The sequence below is a fragment of the Tengunoibacter tsumagoiensis genome, from assembly GCF_003967535.1.
Taxonomy (GTDB): Bacteria; Chloroflexota; Ktedonobacteria; order Ktedonobacterales; family Ktedonobacteraceae; genus Tengunoibacter; species Tengunoibacter tsumagoiensis.
The window spans coordinates 3,841,156-3,860,495 of the sequence record NZ_BIFR01000001.1 but is presented as its reverse complement, the minus strand read 5'-3'; the positions used below and the strand labels follow the sequence as shown (position 1 = coordinate 3,860,495).

Annotated in this window: 12 protein-coding genes and 1 pseudogene; 6 read left to right on the top strand and 7 right to left on the bottom strand. The window is 49.5% G+C overall.

Annotated features, from left to right (window positions below; genetic code table 11):
• Positions 1-43 precede the first annotated feature (43 nt).
• Both EL628_RS15185 and EL628_RS15180 read left to right on the top strand, forming a co-directional pair.
• Positions 44-703, top strand: a complete 660-nt coding sequence (locus EL628_RS15185) for a protein-L-isoaspartate(D-aspartate) O-methyltransferase (RefSeq protein ID WP_126580772.1) — start codon at positions 44-46, stop codon at positions 701-703.
• Positions 704-809: 106 nt separating this feature from the next.
• On the top strand, positions 810-1,328 hold the full coding sequence (locus tag EL628_RS15180; protein ID WP_126580771.1) for a hypothetical protein: 519 nt from the start codon (positions 810-812) through the stop codon (positions 1,326-1,328).
• Positions 1,329-1,349: 21 nt separating this feature from the next.
• On the opposite strand, the gene EL628_RS15175 is transcribed toward EL628_RS15180, so the two are convergent.
• From EL628_RS15175 to EL628_RS15165, 3 genes are all read right to left on the bottom strand, one after another.
• Complete coding sequence (locus EL628_RS15175) at positions 1,350-3,101, bottom strand: ATP-binding protein (RefSeq protein WP_126580770.1); 1,752 nt, start codon at positions 3,099-3,101, stop codon at positions 1,350-1,352.
• Positions 3,102-3,110: 9 nt separating this feature from the next.
• A complete protein-coding gene (locus EL628_RS15170) occupies positions 3,111-3,503 on the bottom strand; it encodes a hypothetical protein (protein ID WP_126580769.1) in 393 nt (130 codons plus the stop codon).
• A 208-nt stretch (positions 3,504-3,711) separates the two neighbouring features.
• Positions 3,712-6,279, bottom strand: coding sequence for a CDC48 family AAA ATPase (locus tag EL628_RS15165; protein ID WP_126580768.1), 2,568 nt, complete (start codon positions 6,277-6,279; stop codon positions 3,712-3,714).
• 478 nt (positions 6,280-6,757) lie between these two features.
• On the opposite strand from EL628_RS15165, the gene EL628_RS15160 reads away from it, so the two are divergent.
• Positions 6,758-8,518, top strand: a complete 1,761-nt coding sequence (locus tag EL628_RS15160) for a pyrrolo-quinoline quinone (protein ID WP_126580767.1) — start codon at positions 6,758-6,760, stop codon at positions 8,516-8,518.
• Between the two features lie 88 nt (positions 8,519-8,606).
• Here EL628_RS15160 and EL628_RS15155 read toward each other — a convergent pair.
• Positions 8,607-10,103 (bottom strand): annotated as a pseudogene (locus EL628_RS15155) (RNA-guided endonuclease TnpB family protein).
• Positions 10,104-10,616: 513 nt separating this feature from the next.
• Between EL628_RS15155 and EL628_RS15150 the strand changes: the two are divergent.
• Positions 10,617-11,084, top strand: a complete 468-nt coding sequence (locus EL628_RS15150) for a DUF3291 domain-containing protein (protein ID WP_126580766.1) — start codon at positions 10,617-10,619, stop codon at positions 11,082-11,084.
• A 23-nt stretch (positions 11,085-11,107) separates the two neighbouring features.
• Here EL628_RS15150 and nrfD read toward each other — a convergent pair whose 3' ends face one another.
• Genes nrfD through fdnG form a run of 3 tightly spaced genes read right to left on the bottom strand, consistent with a single transcriptional unit; the run spans position 11,108 to position 16,402 of the window.
• Positions 11,108-12,196 (bottom strand): NrfD/PsrC family molybdoenzyme membrane anchor subunit, encoded by a 1,089-nt coding sequence (gene nrfD, locus EL628_RS15145; protein ID WP_126580765.1) that lies wholly within the window; start codon positions 12,194-12,196, stop codon positions 11,108-11,110.
• 21 nt (positions 12,197-12,217) lie between these two features.
• Positions 12,218-13,210 carry a 4Fe-4S dicluster domain-containing protein gene (locus tag EL628_RS15140; protein WP_126580764.1) on the bottom strand — a complete coding sequence of 331 codons (993 nt, stop codon included), beginning with the start codon at positions 13,208-13,210 and terminating at the stop codon, positions 12,218-12,220.
• 6 nt (positions 13,211-13,216) lie between these two features.
• Entirely contained in the window at positions 13,217-16,402 is a 3,186-nt protein-coding gene (fdnG, locus tag EL628_RS15135; protein WP_281276543.1) for a formate dehydrogenase-N subunit alpha, read from the bottom strand.
• Between the two features lie 442 nt (positions 16,403-16,844).
• Here fdnG and ftsH point away from each other — a divergent pair, with 442 nt between their 5' ends.
• Together ftsH and thpR are read left to right on the top strand one after the other, a co-directional pair.
• A complete protein-coding gene (gene ftsH / locus EL628_RS15125) occupies positions 16,845-18,683 on the top strand; it encodes an ATP-dependent zinc metalloprotease FtsH (protein ID WP_126580761.1) in 1,839 nt (612 codons plus the stop codon).
• The gene (thpR, locus tag EL628_RS15120) at positions 18,680-19,258 is read left to right on the top strand and encodes an RNA 2',3'-cyclic phosphodiesterase (protein ID WP_126580760.1); all 579 of its coding nucleotides are present in this window, start codon (positions 18,680-18,682) and stop codon (positions 19,256-19,258) included. The genes ftsH and thpR overlap by 4 nt, the downstream gene beginning before the upstream one ends.
• Positions 19,259-19,340: the final 82 nt, after the last annotated feature.

Below are 19,340 nucleotides of genomic sequence, written 5' to 3'. Positions count from 1 at the left end.
GTTGTTTTATCACTCAAAAGCGTGAGCTTTGGTCAGATCTTTTATGCAAAATTTTTCACAACAACGCTCATCCTTGCTCGCCTGGCTCCAAAGCCAGGGTATTCGTGATCAGCGGGTTCTCTTTGCTCTGGAACAGGTTCCACGAGAACTGTTTGTGGAGCAGGATCTGCTCTCCCTCGCCTACGCTGATCGAGCTCTTCCAATTAGCCAGGGCCAGACAATCTCCCAACCTTTAATGGTCGCGACCATGACCCAGGCATTAAATCTGTCTGGGAGAGAGCGGGTCCTGGAGATTGGAACGGGATCAGGGTATCAGACGGCTCTTCTGGCCCAGCTAGCTGGGAAGGTCTATAGCATTGAACGTTATCCTGAATTGGCTCGTCAGGCGAAGGAGAGACTCTCACATCTTCCTTGTAAATCGCCGGTTACCCTGCTCGTAGGGGATGGTACACTGGGCTGGCCTGAAGCGGCTCCGTATGATCGTATCCTGGTTACTGCCGCCGCACCTGCTATTCCTTCAGCTCTCCTGGATCAATTGGCTCCAGGCGGCTTGCTTGTTATACCTGTAGGGAGTGAGCAAGCACGACAAGATTTACAGGTTGTGCAACGCACTGCTGAAGGTTTTTCAACCCGTTCGTTGGGCTATTGCGTCTTTGTGCCTCTCATTGGAGCACAGGGATGGAAGGAATCATGTGAGCCATGATCTGATCCATTCCTCCTTATCAATTGCACAAAAAAGAGCGTCTGGTTTATAATAGAAGAGAACCAGTCCGCATTCAAAACGCACAGTAGTGTCAGGAGTTTTGTGCATGCCAGATTTATTGGGCGCTATTCATGTCAGTAACTTCTTGGGCTTGTTGCTGTTCCTTGTGTTGTGGATCGTTCTGTGCGAGTGTGCTCGTGTGGGCGTGATGCTTTTACGGAGAGAACCATTGTTAGGTTGGGCTGTAAGCCCGTTTGGGGTGACGGCATTGTTTTTGTATGAGCCATCTCTTTTGACCCTCTGGCTGAGTGTCCTTGTCCCCGCCTGTGTCTCTACAGGCATATTGGCCGTAGCTCTCCTCTCCCCTTTTACACCGATTACGTTTCCCGCTTATCCAGTAGGCCAATGGATTGTGTTTCTCTGTGCAGTTCTTTTATCTATCAGTGGAGATCTCATTCATACTTTGCGTGATCTGCGCTATCCACTCTGGGGTGAGGCACGCGTCTTGCGGACAATGCAGGCTCTCCGTTCGTCCTGGGCTACCATTCACTTTACACCTTTTGGTCATTCCTACGTCCAGGACCATTTTGGGTCTAATCCGACTGAATTGCTACAAACAATGTAGCAATTCAGTCCGTTCTTCATGCTATGCTATAGGTGAAGGATGAGGAGGTACGACAGGGAGCGTAAAATGGAATGTTGTCCCTGTGCCCTGATTATTTGCCAGCCAGATCTGTCCACCATGTGCATTAACGATCGCTTTTGCGACGTAAAGGCCAAGGCCAATACCTGCAAAATGTTTGCTCGCTGTATTTTGTACGCGATAAAACCGCTCAAAAATGTGATCGAATTGTTCTGGACTTACGCCTATGCCTTGATCGCTGATACTGATCAAGTACTTATCCTGATACATACACAGGTTAACATGAACCTGGCCGCCATAGGGAGAGTATTTCACCGCGTTATCCAGGATATTTCCTACAACCTGGCTGATGCGTGCCTGGTCAGCAATTACCTGCGTCTCCTGGACTTGAAGATTCAACGAAATGGCATGTTGCTCAGCACTGGCCTGAACTGAATGAATATTTGTGCTGAGGAGATCTGCCAGGTGAAAAGTGCTATAGCTAAGCTCAAGGTGGCCCCATTGGACCCGAGAGAGATCGAGAAGATCATTGACGAGCCGTTCGAGATGATCCGTCTGGCTCTGAACGATGGTTAAATTGCGTAAATCTTGCACCTCTGGAAGATCGTTTCCTCCCTCTTCATCTGGTTGACTGCTTCTAACTTTACGCAGGCGCCTCTCGATTCTGCGCACAAGGTGCTGAGTATATCCTTTAATGGTAGTAAGAGGTGTTCGCAGCTCATGAGAGACGACGGAGACAAATTCGTCTTTTAATCGTTCTACTTGTTTGCTTGACGTGACATCAGTAAGGACTGCAACGACTCCAATGGGCCGTTTTGGCGTACTGGCTTCATACAGAGGTGCAGCACTGATACTGAGTGTTAACGGAACGCGTTCCTGTGAGTTGCCAATGACCAATTCTTGATTTTTGACCGTTTTGCCAGTTAAAGCCTGCCTGAGAATCTCAATAAAACGTGGAACCCAGGGGGCAGTACTACTCTCTGCCAATGTATAAAGTGGCTGATCTGGATCAAAATCGATTCCTACTTGTGAGAAGAGTTGACGAGCTGAGGAGTTTAGCTCCGTAATATTCCCCTTCGCATTTGTAATAAGCAGACCTTCAGTCATGCTACCAAGAATGAGTTTAAGCCGCATCCGTTCCAGTTCCGTCTGTTGCCAGAGAGCATTAGCCCGTTCATGAAGTCGAACGTTTTCCAGGGCAACTGCAGCATAATCAGCAATCATGGTCGTCAATTGCAGGAGATTTTCATCAAAAGCATGTTCTTTCTCGTCGAAAAGACTGAGCATGCCAATAATAGAATCCTCAACAATCAAAGGAATATTGAGATGGGAGCCGACCTTCGTCCCACCAACGACTCCATAGTTTCTTGATGGTGCTAGCTCATCGGGCGCATCGAAGTAGGCCGCACGAATAAGCTGTTCAGCCGTCATGGTAGGGAAATTGAGTGCATTGGAGGCATTAGCAATGCTTTGGATCATGGACTCTAAAAACGTTGCATTGAGAGGATAGCAGGGGATGATGAAGAGCTCAACGGGTTCGGTTTTGAGCAGAATGCAACAGGCCGCAAAACTATAGATGTCACTCAACGCGGCCAGCAGGGCTCGATGGACCTGAAAGCGATCCAGCGCAGCTACAAACCGTTTCCCAATGGTATTGAGATACTCCATCTCCTGGCGGATAGCCAGCAGACGCTCTTCGTTCAGTCCATTGGATTGAGCGGTTACTTGGATGTCAGACTGTACGCTGCTCTCCATGCTGCTCCCTTATTGTAATGGTGGTTGATCTACATGATCTAACTGATGCATAACTTCTTCATGTAACGGCGGAGCTATAAGATCGCCTGTTAGCTCTCGCAAACCTGCAAAGCACTCGTCAACGAGAGCATTAAGCCCTTCAATGAGCTTTGGGGCCGCGACACCGGCGCATTCATCTTTAATGGTTGATAGTTTCAGATCGGTATACGGTCGATTGATCAGGCAGCGGAGAAAGGGGTATTTCTGTTTGATGCGGTTGGCGGCACCTTGTACCAGGGCACGGGTAGTTGCTCTCCCTAGAAAGGGAGCTACGCGCTCATCTATTAACCCGATAGCCTTCAGGTACGCCTCTGTTACTTGCTCACTGGAGACGAAAGAGGAGTTGTCATGTATGGGTAACACTATGTTCTCCCTTCGCTTCTTTAGAATACGCTCCATTGTTTATTATATCATAGTCGCCTATATATTGTAAGTGTGCAGTACTTACAACGCAAGCGTTCTCTATGATATACTTTGACTATGAAGCAGAAGCTGTGCTTTGATCTCTGTTGATCTCTAAAGAAGAGCTTCTGCTTATGATAGTCACAGAGGGCGTTTTACCGGAAGAGTTTTAATTTGCTTCTACCAGACCAAAGAGACGCGCGAGCCAGAGCCGGAAGCCTCGCAATGGTGGTTTTTCGTGTGGATCTTTTCCTGCTGCCATGTCAATCAGCCGTTGTCGTCCGCGTTCTTGCCGTGTTCTCTCCTCTTCTGCCGCTTCCTGAACCGAGTAGCGTTCGCGCTGTTCGTCGATTGCCTGTGCAAAATGTTCGGGCCGGATCTGAAAAGGTCGTGCTGCTATCTGGGGGGTCATCGCTGTCTCTCCAGTGGGTTCAAGCGGCTCTCCCTCTTCAGTGACAGGTGTGATCTGCACTTGACCAATGCCGAGCTTGGGCGTGATCCACTCACGTAATGCCAGGAGTGCGGCACGGCGGCAGATGGCTTCTATATCTGCTCCACTTCGATTTGGGGTGATCTTGGCAAGCTCTTCGATGGTGATATCTGGCGTAATTGGCCGGCCTCGTAAGTGCACAGCAAAGATTGCCTGCCGTTCAATCTCGCTTGGGGCTCGCAGCTCAACGATCAGGTCAAATCGTCCAGGACGTAAGAGCGCCAGATCAATTGCTTCTGGTCGATTGGTTGCTGCAACGACGATGACGCCTTCGCGACCTTCGATGCCGTCCATCTCAGTTAAGAGTTGTGCGATGACTCTATCTCCCACATTGCCATCATTGCCGCTCCCACGCCGGGGGGCTAATGCATCCAGTTCATCAAAAAAGACAATGCAAGGAGCTGCCTGTTTAGCGCGGCGGAAGACCTCTCGAATGCCCTTTTCTGATTCACCAACCCATTTAGAGAGCAGTTCTGGCCCTTTGATGGAGATAAAGCTGGCTTCACATTGATTGGCGAGTGCTCGTGCAATCAATGTTTTTCCGGTTCCTGGAGGGCCCGCGAGCAGTACTCCACGAGGAGGTTCGACTTTGGCATTGGCATAGATCTCGGGGAAGCGTAAGGGCCATTCAACGCCTTCAGTGAGCGTTGTTTTGACATATTCCAGCCCTCCAATATCATCCCATGAGGTCTCACTGACTTCAACATAGACTTCACGTGTCGTAGACGGTTCCACTTCGCGAAGGGCGGCTTGAAAGTCTGCCATCGTAATATTGAGATTGACCAGCGTCTCGTATGGAATATAGCCTCGTTGATAGTCAATATGTGGGAGGACACGACGTAGCGCAATCATTGCGGCCTCACGGCAAAGTGCCTCAAGGTCAGCTCCCACAAAGCCTGGTGTGAGCTGAGCCAGTCGAGCCAGATCGATATCATTGGCAAGTGCTGCATCTTTACTATGAATTTGCAGAATCTCAGTGCGCCCTCGCACATCAGGGACGCGAAGCGATATCTCACGATCAAATCTGCCTGGTCGACGCATTGCAGGGTCTAACGCGTTAGGTTGATTGGTTGCTCCAATGAGAACGACCTGCCCACGGGACTCCAGGCCATCCATTAAGGCTAAGAGTTGCCCAACAATACGGCGCTCCACCTCTCCGCCAGTCTCTGCACGTTTAGGGGCTAAAGCATCTAGCTCATCAATAAAAATGATGCTTGGTGCGCGTCGCTGGGCTTCCTGAAAGACTGAGCGGAGCCGTGATTCGCTCTCGCCATAAAATTTGTTAATAATTTCTGGTCCATTGATAATGAAAAATGCGGCATTGGTCTCAGCTGCAACGACGCGTGCAATCAGCGTTTTTCCAGTTCCGGGAGGTCCATACAATAAGACCCCTTTGGGCGGTTCAACTCCTAGACGATCAAAGACGGCTGGATATTTGAGTGGGAGCTCGATCATCTCGCGAATGCGTTGCAACTCTTTGCCCAATCCACCAATATCTTCATAGCCCACTCGTCCCTGCGTGCCGTTGGCAGCCCCTCTTGCTTGTGCGCGAACGATCGTTCCAGCCTGCACTAAGACGGCTTCCACCTCCGCATTGTGTACAGGAGGTGCCAGTGGTAGTTCTCCGCTGACATCTTTGCGCTGCAATGTGTAGCTTGGAGTGGCTGGAGTTGTGCCAATGATCAGAAATTCGCGTGGAGCCGTTCCAGGTGTTCCAACGCGCAACAGGTCTCCAATCGTCACGGGGAGGCCCACCAGATAGCGGGCAATATATTGAAGGTCGCTCTCTTGAATAGGGGCACCTCCACTCAATGGGAGGAGCGTGACTTTTTCGGCCGTTTGCACGCGAGCTTTGTGAACGGTAATGTGTTCACCTAATCCAGATGCGCTATTCTGCCGTACCTGGCTATCCATCTGAATGGATTGTTGCCCGCGATCGATGAGTGCACTGGGCACAACCTTGGCCGCTGTTGTGCGTGCTCCCGTAATCATCACGATATCGCCTGGTTGACAGCCCAGACGCGCAATATCGGCAGGATCGATCCTTGCTACTCCACGTCCAACTTGAAGCCCTTCAATGACGGTGAGTTGAATGTCTACGGGTGATCCATTGCCTTGCTGTGTTGCCTCTTTATTGGTGATCCCTGCCTCTTGCTTTACCTCTTCTGGCGATAGCTTGGCAGTGATTCGTGTTGTAGTGTCGGAGCTATTGGTCTGGCGTACGTGATTGTCTCGTGGCTCCTCCATATGCTTCTCTCCTAGCCCTACAGGATATCTTGGATGCTCTAGGCATCATATCATAGGTATCTTATCTACGAGTGCTGGCAAAGAAAGTTGGATAGCGAGATCGCTGAGGGACTTTCTCTTCTACGTACTCCCTTCGCCTTTTTAGCGGAGATCTGCTTGCTGCAATATGCCACTAAACAGGTAGTAATTTTATCGTATTTAGCGGAGATCTGCTTGCTGCAATATGCCACTAAACAGGTAGTAATTTTGTTGTATTTAAATATACGCAAATATGCGTATTCTCACCCAATTCTGGATCGATTATACTCTTTTTCGAAGCACTTTTTACTTTGCTCGCGATTGGATTGATTGTGTTCTCTGTTGGGCCTGGGAATGGTGTTGGTAAAGTAGTGGTGCTTGTCATGTGACAACTTTTTGAAAAAACATGGTTGAAGTAAATGGTGGTAGGATATCACGTCTAGACGAAAGGGTGGAGAGGATGCTTCAACGATCGATATTGTCTAAAAAGGTATGGGCTGTTTTCTTACTTGTGTGCATCTGCGTGTTTCTTCCGCTAGTCACTACAGCCAGCAAATTGGTTGCAGCCAGGGGCCACACAGAGGTTCATAGTTCAGGAGTAGCTGTAACAACGTATCATAATGATAATTTACGGACCGGTCAGAATCTTCGAGAAACGCTGTTAACGACCAGTAATGTGAATGTTCATTCGTTTGGTCGTAAGGTCGTTTATCCAGTCGATGGCAAGGTCGCGGCTCAACCGCTGTATCTGCCTAATGTTCCTATTGGAGGGAATACACATAATGTTGTGTATGTTGCGACAGAAAATGATAGCGTCTACGCATTTGATTCCGATGCGACTCAGGCCGGCGCTCCTCTCTGGCAGACATCGTTTATTCACCCACCTACTGTTACTCCTGTGTATGCAAGCGATATCTTTGGTCATGGTTCTGCAACGGTCTCTGGAGATCCTATTGGGATTACGGGGACACCAGTCATTGACACTACTACTGGCACATTGTTTGTTGTATCAATGACGAAAGAGGGTGGTGCCTTTATCCAGCGCCTGCACGCTCTTGATATTCAGACTGGGAACGATAAGCCTGGTAGCCCTCTTCAGATTACGGCCTCCGTTGCTGGACATAGTGCTGATAGCAAAAATGGTATGGTGTACTTTGATGCGCAAAAGGAGCAACAGCGTGCAGCTCTGTTACTTTTGAATCATAATGTGTATATCGCCTGGGCTTCCTTTGGGGATCGTAAAGATTATCATGGTTGGGTGTTAGGGTATAGCTATGATGGAAAGCATTTGAGCCAGATTCACGCGGGCATCTACAATGATATGCCCAATGGTGAGGATGGCGGGATCTGGATGGGAGCATCTGGCCCCTCTGCTGATGCAGAGGGCAATATTTATGCAATTTCTGGCAATGGAACCTTCAATCTGAACCAGGGTGGTTCAGATGCTGGCGATACCATTCTGAAGTTGAGCACAAAGTCTGGTCTGCAACTTGTGGATTATTTTACTCCCTTTAATCAAAAATGCCTGGATACTTTTGATAAAGATCTGGGATCAAGTGGGGCGCTCCTTTTGCCCGATCAAACAGGTACAAAGCATCCACATGAGTTGTTGGGCATTGGGAAAGAGGGACGATTATATCTATTGGATCGGGATACAATGGGGAAGTATGTCTCAGATCAACAGTTAAAGTGTATTCGTTCTGGAGCCCCGGCGAATGCTGAACAGTTTCGTACTGATGTGGATCACGCTGTAGAGGAATTTCCTATAGGTATAACTGGCGCGATGTTTGGTAGTATGGGGTACTGGCAAGGTACAACGAAAAGTGGTCCACTGGTGTACATTGGTGGTTTCAAGCACCCGCTGGAAGCCTTTCAGTTGAAGAATGGTCTCCTTCCATCAACTGTTAGTAGCCAGAGCACCGAAACGTTTGCCTTTTCTGGCGCAACGCCTTCAGTTTCAAGTAATGGAAATCTCGCCGGGACTGGGATTGTTTGGGTGACTGGCTCCGTTAATTGTCCTGATCCCGGGTGTACTCCTCTCGGCCCTGCTATCCTACGTGCCTACGATGCAACTGATCTTAAGCATGAACTTTTTTCAAGTGATCAGAATCCCAAACGTGATCAACTGGATAGTTATATGAAGTTTAGTGTCCCAACGGTCGCTGATGGACATGTTTTTGTGGCCACGCAGACCGGGCTCTCTATCTATGGTCTCCTTTAGCCTCCTGTGACACTCCGCACGCGTTAGAAACGCGGCGGCTTCTTGCACTGCTCCGTAGTCGCTCTTCTGAGTCTGTGCTTGCTAGAAGCTACTCGGTGAACAAGCGTAGTTGGGTAGCAATACGGGGAGAAGGCGCACCCATCCTGCGCTTTTTCCCATGGGCGGTGCCATGCCCCTGGCGATCTGCGCGCCCAGATGGGGGAATGGATGGTTCCCCGTCCCCTTTGGCGCCCTGGCAGATGGCCACACCTGACCCTCTCGGGTCCTCCGTTTGACGGGCAAGCGGAGTGCGAGGCTTTTCTTGATATCGGGAGACCAGCCGTTGACCAATCACGATGGCCGCGTTACGATCCGCATTGCCACGCATCCCGCACGCAGGACAGATCACCAGTGGAGCCCCCATGGTATAGCCTTGCTCAGGAGTGCCCTGGGCATAGCGAATCACGTTCGCATGACAGCATGCACATTCTCGGCTCGTGTTGCGCGGATTGACCCGACTGGTGATGATGCCTTCATTCCAGGCTTTGTACTTGCAATACCGGAAGATGCGTCCCTTCATCCAGAATGCCCGCTTGCTATTCCCGCGACGACTGTATTTTCCTTGTTCGGGTTTCAGGTTCCCCAGATGCTCAAACACCAGGATGCTTGCCCCGTGGTGTTTGGCAAACTGGACAATGCGAGCGCTGATCTGATGGGAAAAGTCTTCATCGTGATTGGCTATTTGGTGCCACAGAGCCGCGTTATCCTGCTCTTCAGTGGCAATGATTCCCGTTCTCTTGCGATTGCGTGCAATAATGCCAAGCTACCTTTTCCTAAAGCCGGATATCCGTTTGCCACCCTTGAGAAAGCGGGTGGCAAGGATCGTACCTGCGGCAGTTTGCACCGTGCAGACGGCGATGTGGTCGCCTAAATTGAGGTCTACCGAACAGATGCGTGTCTCAGGATAAGCCATCTGTTCAACGATTTTGCCCGGACTGGTAAAGGTTTTTTCAACAGGGGTATGCAGCACCCATCGATCGCCTTTGCGAATGAGCGAGGGACTTCCCAACACGTAGCCATCCTCCACATCCCCGCCCAGCGTGCGCACTTTGACCCAGGACCAGCAGGTTCCCGTCCAGATCTTGAGCAAGGTGTTCGTCGTGGTGCGTCCTTTGTACATTCCAGCATAAAAAGAAGGAGACTTGCGCCATGTGCGAGGCGGAACGGGTGGACGATCGCCACAGGTTTTGCCTTTGGCCTCCGCTTTCGCCTTTTTCGCTTTCCATCTGGCGAGATGCGAAAAGAAAGAGCGAGCGGACCCCAGCGCGGTGTTAATGGCAGCGCGTCGAAACAGGGCGGGAATGTTGGGCTCAATCTCGGAGAGTGGCATGATGGGATCAGGATTATCAGCCGTGCGATGAGTAAGTTTCTCCAGAGCGGTGAGCGCTTCTTTTGTCGGCAGATCGAGCAGTTTCACATGGGCGTTGATCACATCAAAGTAGAAGGCGGCCACCCGGTTGAACAGGGCATGGTGAGCTTCAAACCAGAGCGCATGCTGCGGTTGATAGCACAATGCCTGTTTGATCGTTTTGGTCGCCTTCCCCATCACTTCTCCTCTTCCTCTTGTTTCGCAAGAACTCTTGTTAATTCCTGTTGAACAAGTCGATCAAGCACTTTCACGATGCTTTCATTGGTATATGCTCCGATGAGCTTTGCAGCTCTTACGGTTCGTATCCAAATGCGGGTACTGGTGTACTCTGGTTTTTCCATGTGGTATTTATATCACATTTTATACAAAAAAGCAAGGGCTAAAGCCAAGAGAAAACCCGCCTTACCGGCACGCCTTGAAAGGACGGCGGCTTGCGGCGGGTTTCGGTTCATGTCATCCTGAAATCAGATAGCTGAATGCAGAGTGGTATATTTGCCTGTTATGCCTACCGCTTTGTTCTGGTAAATTGAGATCTTATTCTAACGGTAGAACGCAAGTTACAAAAAATAAGCTCGTGGTAAAGATAATCTTTGCCTGCTTGAATGCTACTTTAAAACCGGATGGAAAGCTGCTATGCTTTAGTAAAGCAATTACTCTGCTGTATTCTAGAAGGTATAGGAGCTTTTATCTATGTATTATCTTGCGGAGGTAAATATTTCTCGCGTGCTCGCGCCATTAAATGATCCTCAATTAGCTGACTTTGTGACGAAACTTGAGGAGGTCCATCAGTATGCAGAGCATAGTCCCGGATTTGTCTGGCGGTATCGCTCACCAAAGAACGCGAATTCGGTCAGAACAACTCCTTTTGATGATGTGTTGATACAGCTTAATATGTCTGTATGGCGTTCGAGAGAGGCACTATTGGAGTTTATTTATTCTCCGCAAGGTCTTCATCATCAGGTCATGAAGGAGCGTCAACGCTGGTTTGCTCATATTGATGGCCCTTTTATCGCTTTATGGTGGATTCCACAGGGGCATCTTCCAACTATTGAAGAGGCAAAGGAGCGTCTTGCCTATTTGCGGATGCATGGTGAAACGCCCTATGCCTTTTCATTTCGACATTTTTTTCCCGCTCCCGATGAAGCGAAAGTGCAGTAAAATTATAATAAGTGTAGAGTGTACTAATGTTTCTTGCGTGCGTTCCACAGGACAGTTCGTGCATCTTTGCTGGAACTGTGCCCGGCATCAATCATTGTTCGGCGCAAGAAGTAACCGCCCATAAGGATAAGCCCTGAGATGAGCAGGCTCACTCCGCCCGGCGATTTCTTGTGATTTTTTGTCTGTAAAAGAAGAAATTGGAGCGCAAGCGGTAGGACCAGGCCCCCACCAAACATAAAGCGCCAGAACGTTCGCCCATGCTCCTCTGGCCCACTTCCAACCAGTGGTCGAGCTACACGTCTGGATTGACGCAGGAAGATAAGGATACCAGTTAGTTCGATAAGCATATTTGATACTTCTAGCCGTTCGAGCTTCTTAAGGGTTCTGGCTGGTGCCTGCGTAAGATGCAGAACCAACGAGATGAGCGCTCCACTGGTTGAGAGAGCTGAGGCAATAAAGATCGCTCCCATAAATTTGCTTCGTGACCAGAGTGGAATGCTCGTGGCTGCTAAGAGGACTCCTGTGTAGCCACCAAGAAAAACTCCGGCAATACTGCCTGGAACCGCCAGCAGTTTTTGAGGCCAGGAAGCCAGCCAACGAGCTCCCCACCACTTTCCCAGCAGACCATCTCGGGCTGCTTGAATCATTGTTGTTATTCCACTAAAGAAAGAGAATGTGAGAATGCCCCAGACGCCCATTGACATTGGCGATTGTACCTTAAAAACGCGCATCATATGCAGAAAACGCTCTGGCTTGCCGAGATCTTTAATTAACAATGGTGGACATGGCAGGAGTGCTAGCAAGGAGAGGTAATAGCCTGTTCTTGTGACAACTTGATCCTCTTTTGAACCAAAGAGCGAGGCAATGCTCGCTATCACATAACAGCCAGCAGCCAGACCTCCAAAAAAGAAATACCAGACAATCTCCCAACTCCAGACCGGTGCTTTGAGTACAGGATAATCATAGTAGGAGATCTCCTGTTGTTCTTTCTCTCTCTCTGGTTGATAGCCTGTTGTCACAAGCGCCAATTGCTCATAAAGATTTTTTCTGATCGTTCTGGCAGGCTGTGGCTGTCCATTTGATGGCGTCGCGTGATCGATATAGTCTCCCATAGCAGGTCTACTCCACTTCTATTAATCTTGTTTGAAAAAGAGCATTCCCAGAACTCCCATCAGTAATGCAGACACAATTGTCCAGAAAGAGGTAGGCCAGACATTGTTGGAAGGTCGCGGCGGGTCTTGTGGGAGATTATACACCTCTGGTTGATCGAGTAGCAGAAAGAAAGAGTGTAGGCCACCTTGTAGAATAGTGTCATCCACTCCATATAATTGTGCTGTGTGTACACCGCGCTGTTGCAGGCTGCCTACTCTCTCTCGTGCTTGCTGTTTCAGGTGCTCAACCTCGCCAAAGACGATTGATTGAGTGGGACATGCTTTGGCACAGGCGGGCTGCATGTCCTCTTTGAGCCGATCATAGCAGAGGGTACATTTATGGGCTAGATGATCCCCCTTCTCGTCACGGGCAATAACGCCAAATGGGCAGGCAACAATACAATAGCCACAGCCATTGCAGATATCTTGTTGCACATAGACTGTGTCAAATTCTGTACGGATGATTGCCCCGGTGGGACAGGCCTCCTGACAGGGAGCATTTGCGCAATGTTTGCAGACGTCGCTCTGCATCAGCCAGCGATCGCTGCTAAAAAATGGCAGGGCAGTGCCTGATGGTACCGCTGGAATAGCTGGCTCAACCCTGGCAACTGGTTGATCGTTCGTCGTAAGTTGATCATTCGTCGTAAAGAGCGGAAGTTCCGGTTGAGCTGGAATCTGAGGCTTACTGACTCGTACCTGTTCGATGAATTGAACATGCCGCCAGGTAGTAGCGCTGAGCTGACCGGTATTGTCGTAGCTATGACCGCTCCATTGTGTTTCTGGCGCTGATAACTGGTTCCATTGTCTGCATGCAACTTCGCAGGCTTTACAGCCAATGCAGATGCTGGTGTCGGTAAAAAATCCCATTGCTGGCTTGCTGGGAACTGGTGGCTCGTGTTTAAGCGGAGCCACCAGTTTCATAAATTGTCGCTTTTTCTGGGAGGTTCTACCAGAACCTCCCGCTAAGTTGACCATCTTTTTTTAATCCCCTTTGTTCAGTCGCCCTGGACGTATGTTACAGGTAAAAGCTTTGGCCTCTTCGATGCTCACATTTGGCTCTAATACCATATGGGTGAGATCGTTGGCGATACTTCCTGTACTTTTGCCTTGAAATCCCCAGTGGAAAGGGAGTCCGATCTGATGAATGGTTCGTCTGCCCATCTGTAAAGGCCGTAATCGACGTGTAACCATAGCTCGGGCCTCGATCTCTCCTCGAGGTGTGCAGAGTACTATCCAGTCTCCATGCTGGATCTGTCGCTCATGGGCTAACTCAGGACTGAGCTCCGCAAACAGCGAAGGTTGCAAAGCGTTCAGCCATGGCATCCAGCGCGTCATTGGCCCGCTCACATGATGTTCTGTAAGCCGATACGTCGTAATAACGATGGGATACTGCGGATCACCTACAGCGGCTAGACGGTTATCCTTCCGATCTTTGTTGTATTTGGCGGCTGGATTGCTTTGTTGACGATACAGCTGATTATGAACAGGCGACTCGATCGCCTCATAATGAGTTGGTAAGGGGCCATCTTTCAGTCCCCTGGGAGCAAAGAGCCAGGCTCGTCCATCAGGTTTCATGATAAACGGATCACTGCCAGAGATGGCATCCATCCCCGTCGCTCCAACTGGTGGTCGATAGTCAGGTGGCTTATTGATGGGAAAGTCGGGAATATCATAGCCTGTCCATTGCCGTTTTTCGGCATCCCACCAGATGTATTTTTTTTGTTCGGACCAGGGACGGCCCTCAGGGTCTGCCGAGGCTCGATTGTAGAGAATCCTACGGTTAGCGGGCCAGGCAAAGCCCCATTGTAGACTGATGGAATCGTCAGCGATCCGTGACGCTGCCAGATTTTTTCCGGGCTCTGGATAGATGCCACTATAGATCCATGAGCCACAAGCAGTACTACCATCAGCTTTGAGTGCTGTAAAGCCAGGCACATGTGGTGCCTCAGACAGCGTATAGTCCTGTTTGTTCTCTTCTTGATGGACAATATACCCATTGATCTCTTTAAGCACGAGAAGTGCGTCAGGTTCATCGTGAATCTGAGAACCTTCCTCAGGTTCACGGCGTTCATAGTCCCAGGTAAGATGCTGGATTGGCTGATCTTTGGCTTCATGACTGTCTGCATAAAGCTCTTTGAGCCGTTTGCCCAGTTGATAGACAAACCAGAGATCTGAGCGAGCGTCGTCTGGTGGATCGACGGCTTTATCACGCCATTGAACCAGGCGTTGGGTATTCGTAAAGCTCCCTTCCTTTTCAGTGGAAGCCGCAGCTGGAAGGAGAAAGACCTCAGTTTTAATGGTGGTTGGATCGACGGGTTCGGTCCCTTTATACCAGAAGACAGCTGACTCTACTTCATAGAGATCACGTATAACCATCCAGTCTAACTGCTCTAAAGCTCGTCGTTGCATCTGTGCATTACTGCTCCCGGCAGAAGGGTTTTGTCCAAACAAAAAGTATCCCTTCACTTTACCATCCAACATCTCATAGCTTGTCTTAAGATGGGAATGATCTCCAATGATCTTTGGAAGCCAGCGATAGCCTCTGTCAGCTCCCGGTAATTCAGTCGCAGAGCCATACCAGGCTTTGAGGAGGCTTACTATATACGAGGAGGTATTTGACCACCAGCCAAGCTTTTGACCATTGACTTTGATATAGCTTTCCAGCGTCTGTTGATCTTTGGAATGCGTTTGTTGATCATGTCTGGCCCCCCAGGTGGTGGCTGTTGGGGTATCATGGGCGTGTGGCTTGCTGGAGAGCATCGCCGCTGGCTGTGGCATATAGCCGGAGAGCAGATCATAGAGGGTAGGAATATCTGTTGAACCCTGAATGGAGGCATGCCCTCGTAAGGCCAGAATTCCACCACCCGGTCGTCCAACATTGCCTAATAAGAGCTGTACGATTGCAGCGGCTCGGATAATCTGTACCCCTTTTGATTGCTGCGTCCAACCAACCGCATAGCAGAGGGTCGAGGTACGTTCACGACCGGAATTGGCAATCAGTGTCTGTACCACCTGAAGCCATTGCTCTTGACTGACACCACAGACTTCCTCCACCATTGCAGGCGTATAGCGTGCAAAATGGCGCCTCATAATCTGGAGCACACAACGAGGATGCTGAAGCGTTGGATCTGTTAGAGGCCTCCCCTGCTCATCGTATTGATACTCCCAGCTGCTCTGGTCACTATAGGTGTTCGTCTGAGGATCATATCCTGAGAAGAGGCCATCTAATTCTTCAGTATCCTGAAACTCTTCGCAGACAAGCATTGCAGCATTTGTATAGTGTTGGACATACTCAAGGAAATAGGCCTGATTCTCCAGTAGATAGCGAATGATGGCCCCTAAAAACACAATATCAGAGCCTGCTCGTGTCGCTAAGTAAAGATTAGCGAGCGCCGAGGTGCGAGAAAAATGTGGATCGATGTGAATAACTTGCGCGCCGCGCTCTTTGGCTTTTACCACATTGGCAAAGGCAACAGGGTGGGCTTCAGCCATATTGCTTCCCATGATCCAGATGCAATCGCTATTGAGAAGATCGCGTGGAAAGGATGTTGCCCCGCCACGTCCAATTGTTGTACCCAGACCGGGCACTGTCGAGCTGTGTCATATCCGGGCCTGGTTCTCAATTGAGACTATCCCCAGGCCGCCTCCTAATAGCTTCTTAATGAGGTAATTCTCCTCAACATCCAGCGTTGCACCGCCGAGCGAAGCCATTCCGAGCGTATGATTCACTTCCTGACCATCCTCCAGCCGTTCGACAAAGGTTTCCTCGCGCGTCTGTTTAACACGGTGCGCAATCTGTTCCATTGCCCAGTCGAGTGAGCGGGTCTCCCAATGATCACTATAAGGCGCTCGATAGAGCACATGAGTAAGTCGACTGGGATTGATCGTGTATTGGAATGTAGCTGAGCCCTTGGGGCAGAGCGTACCCTGATTAATGGGGCTATCCGGATTCCCTTCAATATCAATAACGCGCCCGTCTTTCACATAGACATTGAGCCCACAGCCAACGGCACAGTAGGGACAGACGCTTTTTACGATTTTTGCGTCGCGAATGCGAGCTACTTTTTCAGTGCTCTCTTTGCTGAAGGGTTGTTTACGCGAACCAACCTGAAGCAATTGTTGAAAAACGTTCTGGATGACTTGTGGCGCTTTGTACTGTTCTGTCATAGTATGTACCCTTCTTCAGAGGTCATTAATGTGCGAGAAGACAAGTAACGGGCTGGAGCGGCATGACATTGGTACTATCTCAGGAGATACGTATGTACTCAGTCACTAAAAACGTATTGTATCATAAAAATAGATACCATCTTCTTCTATCTCATCAATACGCTTTGGGATCGTTGATTCGTTCTCAAGTTGTGTAACTTTTTATACGGTGAAGAAGAAGAAAACTCAGCAAAAAGTCGTGCGACCAATGATACAATAGTACTAGCTTTCTCAGTATTCTAAGCTTTCTAAGCTTCTCCTAATCTTGCTAAACAAATTCTTATGAGCTATACTACGCACAAGTAACACGCTGACAAAAGGAAATATAGCACGATACTATTTGAACTATGGTTGATCGTTTATTTCCATTGTAGAAAAGCATAGAAGGGACCTTCGGTAGCGCATGCAGATACCTCCAAAAGATAAGCGCGAAAACACAAAAAGCTCAACTCCCAAGATAACAAGAAGACGGAACGCATTTAGGCGTTATGGCCTCCCGGCCTCGCTCGTCTTGCTTGGGATTCTGCTGCTCGTGATTGCTGGTTTACGGTTTGCAAATATTTCGTTCGGCTCCACTGCTGCGGTACAGGAGCGACCAATCAGTGATGTACTGAATATGGCTGACCAGCATCAATTGAAATCGGTCACGTTGAATGGCAATGAGGTTACTGCAACGAACCGGTCTGGAATGCGATTCCATGCGATGAAGGAGGACGGCCAGTCCGTCACCGATATCTTCCGCCGCGATGGAACAACTGTTACTATCGACAATGGGCAACAGGGACAATGGACACAGGGCGTGATCGATCTGGTGATTGTGCTCCTGATTGCTGGTGTGGCATTTGCTTTTATTCGCCGTAGTTCAATGGGCGGTCAGGCGATGCCTTTTGCCCGTTCCAGAGCTCGCCGTTTTAATGAATCTCGTCCATCGGTTCTCTTTAAAGATGTAGCTGGTGTTGATGAGGCTAAGATTGAGCTGCAAGAGATTGTCGAGTTTCTCAAATATCCCCAGCGCTTTACTGCGATGGGCGCTCGTACTCCTAAAGGCGTTCTGCTGGTTGGTGCTCCTGGTACAGGTAAAACGTTGATTTCCCGCGCAGTTGCTGGCGAAGCGGGTGTATCGTTTTATAGTGTCAGTGGTTCAGAATTTGTTGAGATGTTTGTTGGTGTTGGTGCAGCGCGGGTGCGCGACCTCTTTAAAGAGGCAAAAGAACATGCCCCTTGCATCATTTTTATCGACGAGATTGATGCAGTTGGTCGCCAGCGTAGCTCCTCTGGAGCCAGCGGCAACGATGAGCGTGAGCAGACCCTCAATCAGTTATTGGTCGAGATGGATGGTTTTGATAAGCAGACAAATGTTGTTGTTATTGCTGCGACAAATCGTCCCGATGTGCTGGATCAGGCACTGCTGCGCCCAGGACGTTTTGATCGTCGCGTCATGTTAGACAAGCCAGATATTCGTGGTCGTCACGAAATACTGGAGGTCCATGCGAAGGATAAGCCGCTTGCCCCTGAAGTAACTTTATTGGATCTGGCTCGTCAGACCGCTGGCTTCTCGGGTGCTGATCTGGCAAACTTATTGAACGAGGCTGCTTTGCTGGCAGCTCGTAATGATCGACAAACGATTAATAAGTTGGATCTTGATGAGGCCATCTTGCGCGTTATGGCAGGCCCTGAGCGAAAGAGCCGTTTGATCACCGAGGCAGAAAAAGCAATTATCGCGTATCATGAAGTGGGTCACGCTATTGTGATGCGCTCGATGCCTGGAGCCGATCCAGTACAGAAGGTGTCGGCGATTGCTCGTGGCATGGCACTAGGGATCACCGTCCAATCTCCGTCTGAGGATCGGTATCTGATGCGCCGCTCAGAACTGCTGGCCAAGTTGGCAGGCGCAATGGGTGGGCGTGCCGCTGAAGAGATTATCTTTGGCGATATCACTACTGGTGCCAGCCAGGACATTGAGTATGTAACCAATATTGCCCGCCGTATGGTCTGCGAATTTGGTATGTCCTCTCTTGGGAATGTGGCTTTTAAAGCTGATGCAGAAGGCAATATGCTGATTGGGGCTGAGATGGCTGCAAAGATCGATAAAGAGGTCTCGTTCTTAATCGATGAGGCCTATGCTACTGCCCTGCGTATCCTACGAGAGCGAGAAGAGAAGTTGATTATGATCTCTGAACACTTGATTAAGGTTGAGACTATCGATGGTTCAGAGTTAGATCAGATGCTTTTTGCAGCATGACTCGCACCTTTATCGCCCTCGAGATGAATAAAGAGGTTCAGCGCTACCTGACGGAGGTAATCCGTCAGGTAGCGCGAAGTTTTCCTGCTATTCGCTGGGTAGATCCTGCGACAATCCATCTGACCCTGGCTTTCCTGGGTGAGTTAGACGATGAGCAGGTTGCTCATGCAATCCAGATCAGTGAGCAGGTTGCTCAGCAGAGTACCGCGTTCTCCTATCGACTTTCGCGTCTGAGCAGTTTTGGGGCTTCTCATCAGCCTCGCGTGCTCTGGATGGGTATCGAAGAACCTTCACGAAACCTGCACCGTCTCCACCAGGCACTCAATCAGGAGCTTGAGAAGTGTGGCTTTGCTCTCGATACCAGACCATTCTCACCACATTTAACGCTGGCCCGTCTTAAAGCGCCCTTACCTCCCTCAGAGCTCCAACGACTTCAGGAACTTCTTCAGGGCCCTCAGACAGGCCTTATAAGTTCACAGAGCTATCCTATCCATGCACTCCACGTTGTAAAGAGTGAGCTTCGGCCTCAAGGCCCCATCTATACCCTGCTCAAGAGCTGTCCTTTCCAGAGATAAAAGATCTCTGCTATGCTGCCTGGTTTTCGCCTCTTTAAGAATTCGCATGTACTATCATGATTACTCATCTAAGTGCTTGCAT

Bases quoted from the DNA above. Each gene is read 5' to 3' on its own strand.
- EL628_RS15185 (WP_126580772.1), top strand. From the start codon at position 44: ATGCAAAATTTTTCACAACAACGCTCATCCTTGCTCGCCTGGCTCCAA.
- EL628_RS15180 (WP_126580771.1), top strand. From the start codon at position 810: ATGCCAGATTTATTGGGCGCTATTCATGTCAGTAACTTCTTGGGCTTG.
- EL628_RS15175 (WP_126580770.1), bottom strand. From the start codon at position 3,101: ATGGAGAGCAGCGTACAGTCTGACATCCAAGTAACCGCTCAATCCAAT.
- EL628_RS15165 (WP_126580768.1), bottom strand. From the start codon at position 6,279: ATGGAGGAGCCACGAGACAATCACGTACGCCAGACCAATAGCTCCGAC.
- EL628_RS15160 (WP_126580767.1), top strand. From the start codon at position 6,758: ATGCTTCAACGATCGATATTGTCTAAAAAGGTATGGGCTGTTTTCTTA.
- EL628_RS15150 (WP_126580766.1), top strand. From the start codon at position 10,617: ATGTATTATCTTGCGGAGGTAAATATTTCTCGCGTGCTCGCGCCATTA.
- nrfD (WP_126580765.1), bottom strand. From the start codon at position 12,196: ATGGGAGACTATATCGATCACGCGACGCCATCAAATGGACAGCCACAG.
- EL628_RS15140 (WP_126580764.1), bottom strand. From the start codon at position 13,210: ATGGTCAACTTAGCGGGAGGTTCTGGTAGAACCTCCCAGAAAAAGCGA.
- ftsH (WP_126580761.1), top strand. From the start codon at position 16,845: ATGCAGATACCTCCAAAAGATAAGCGCGAAAACACAAAAAGCTCAACT.
- thpR (WP_126580760.1), top strand. From the start codon at position 18,680: ATGACTCGCACCTTTATCGCCCTCGAGATGAATAAAGAGGTTCAGCGC.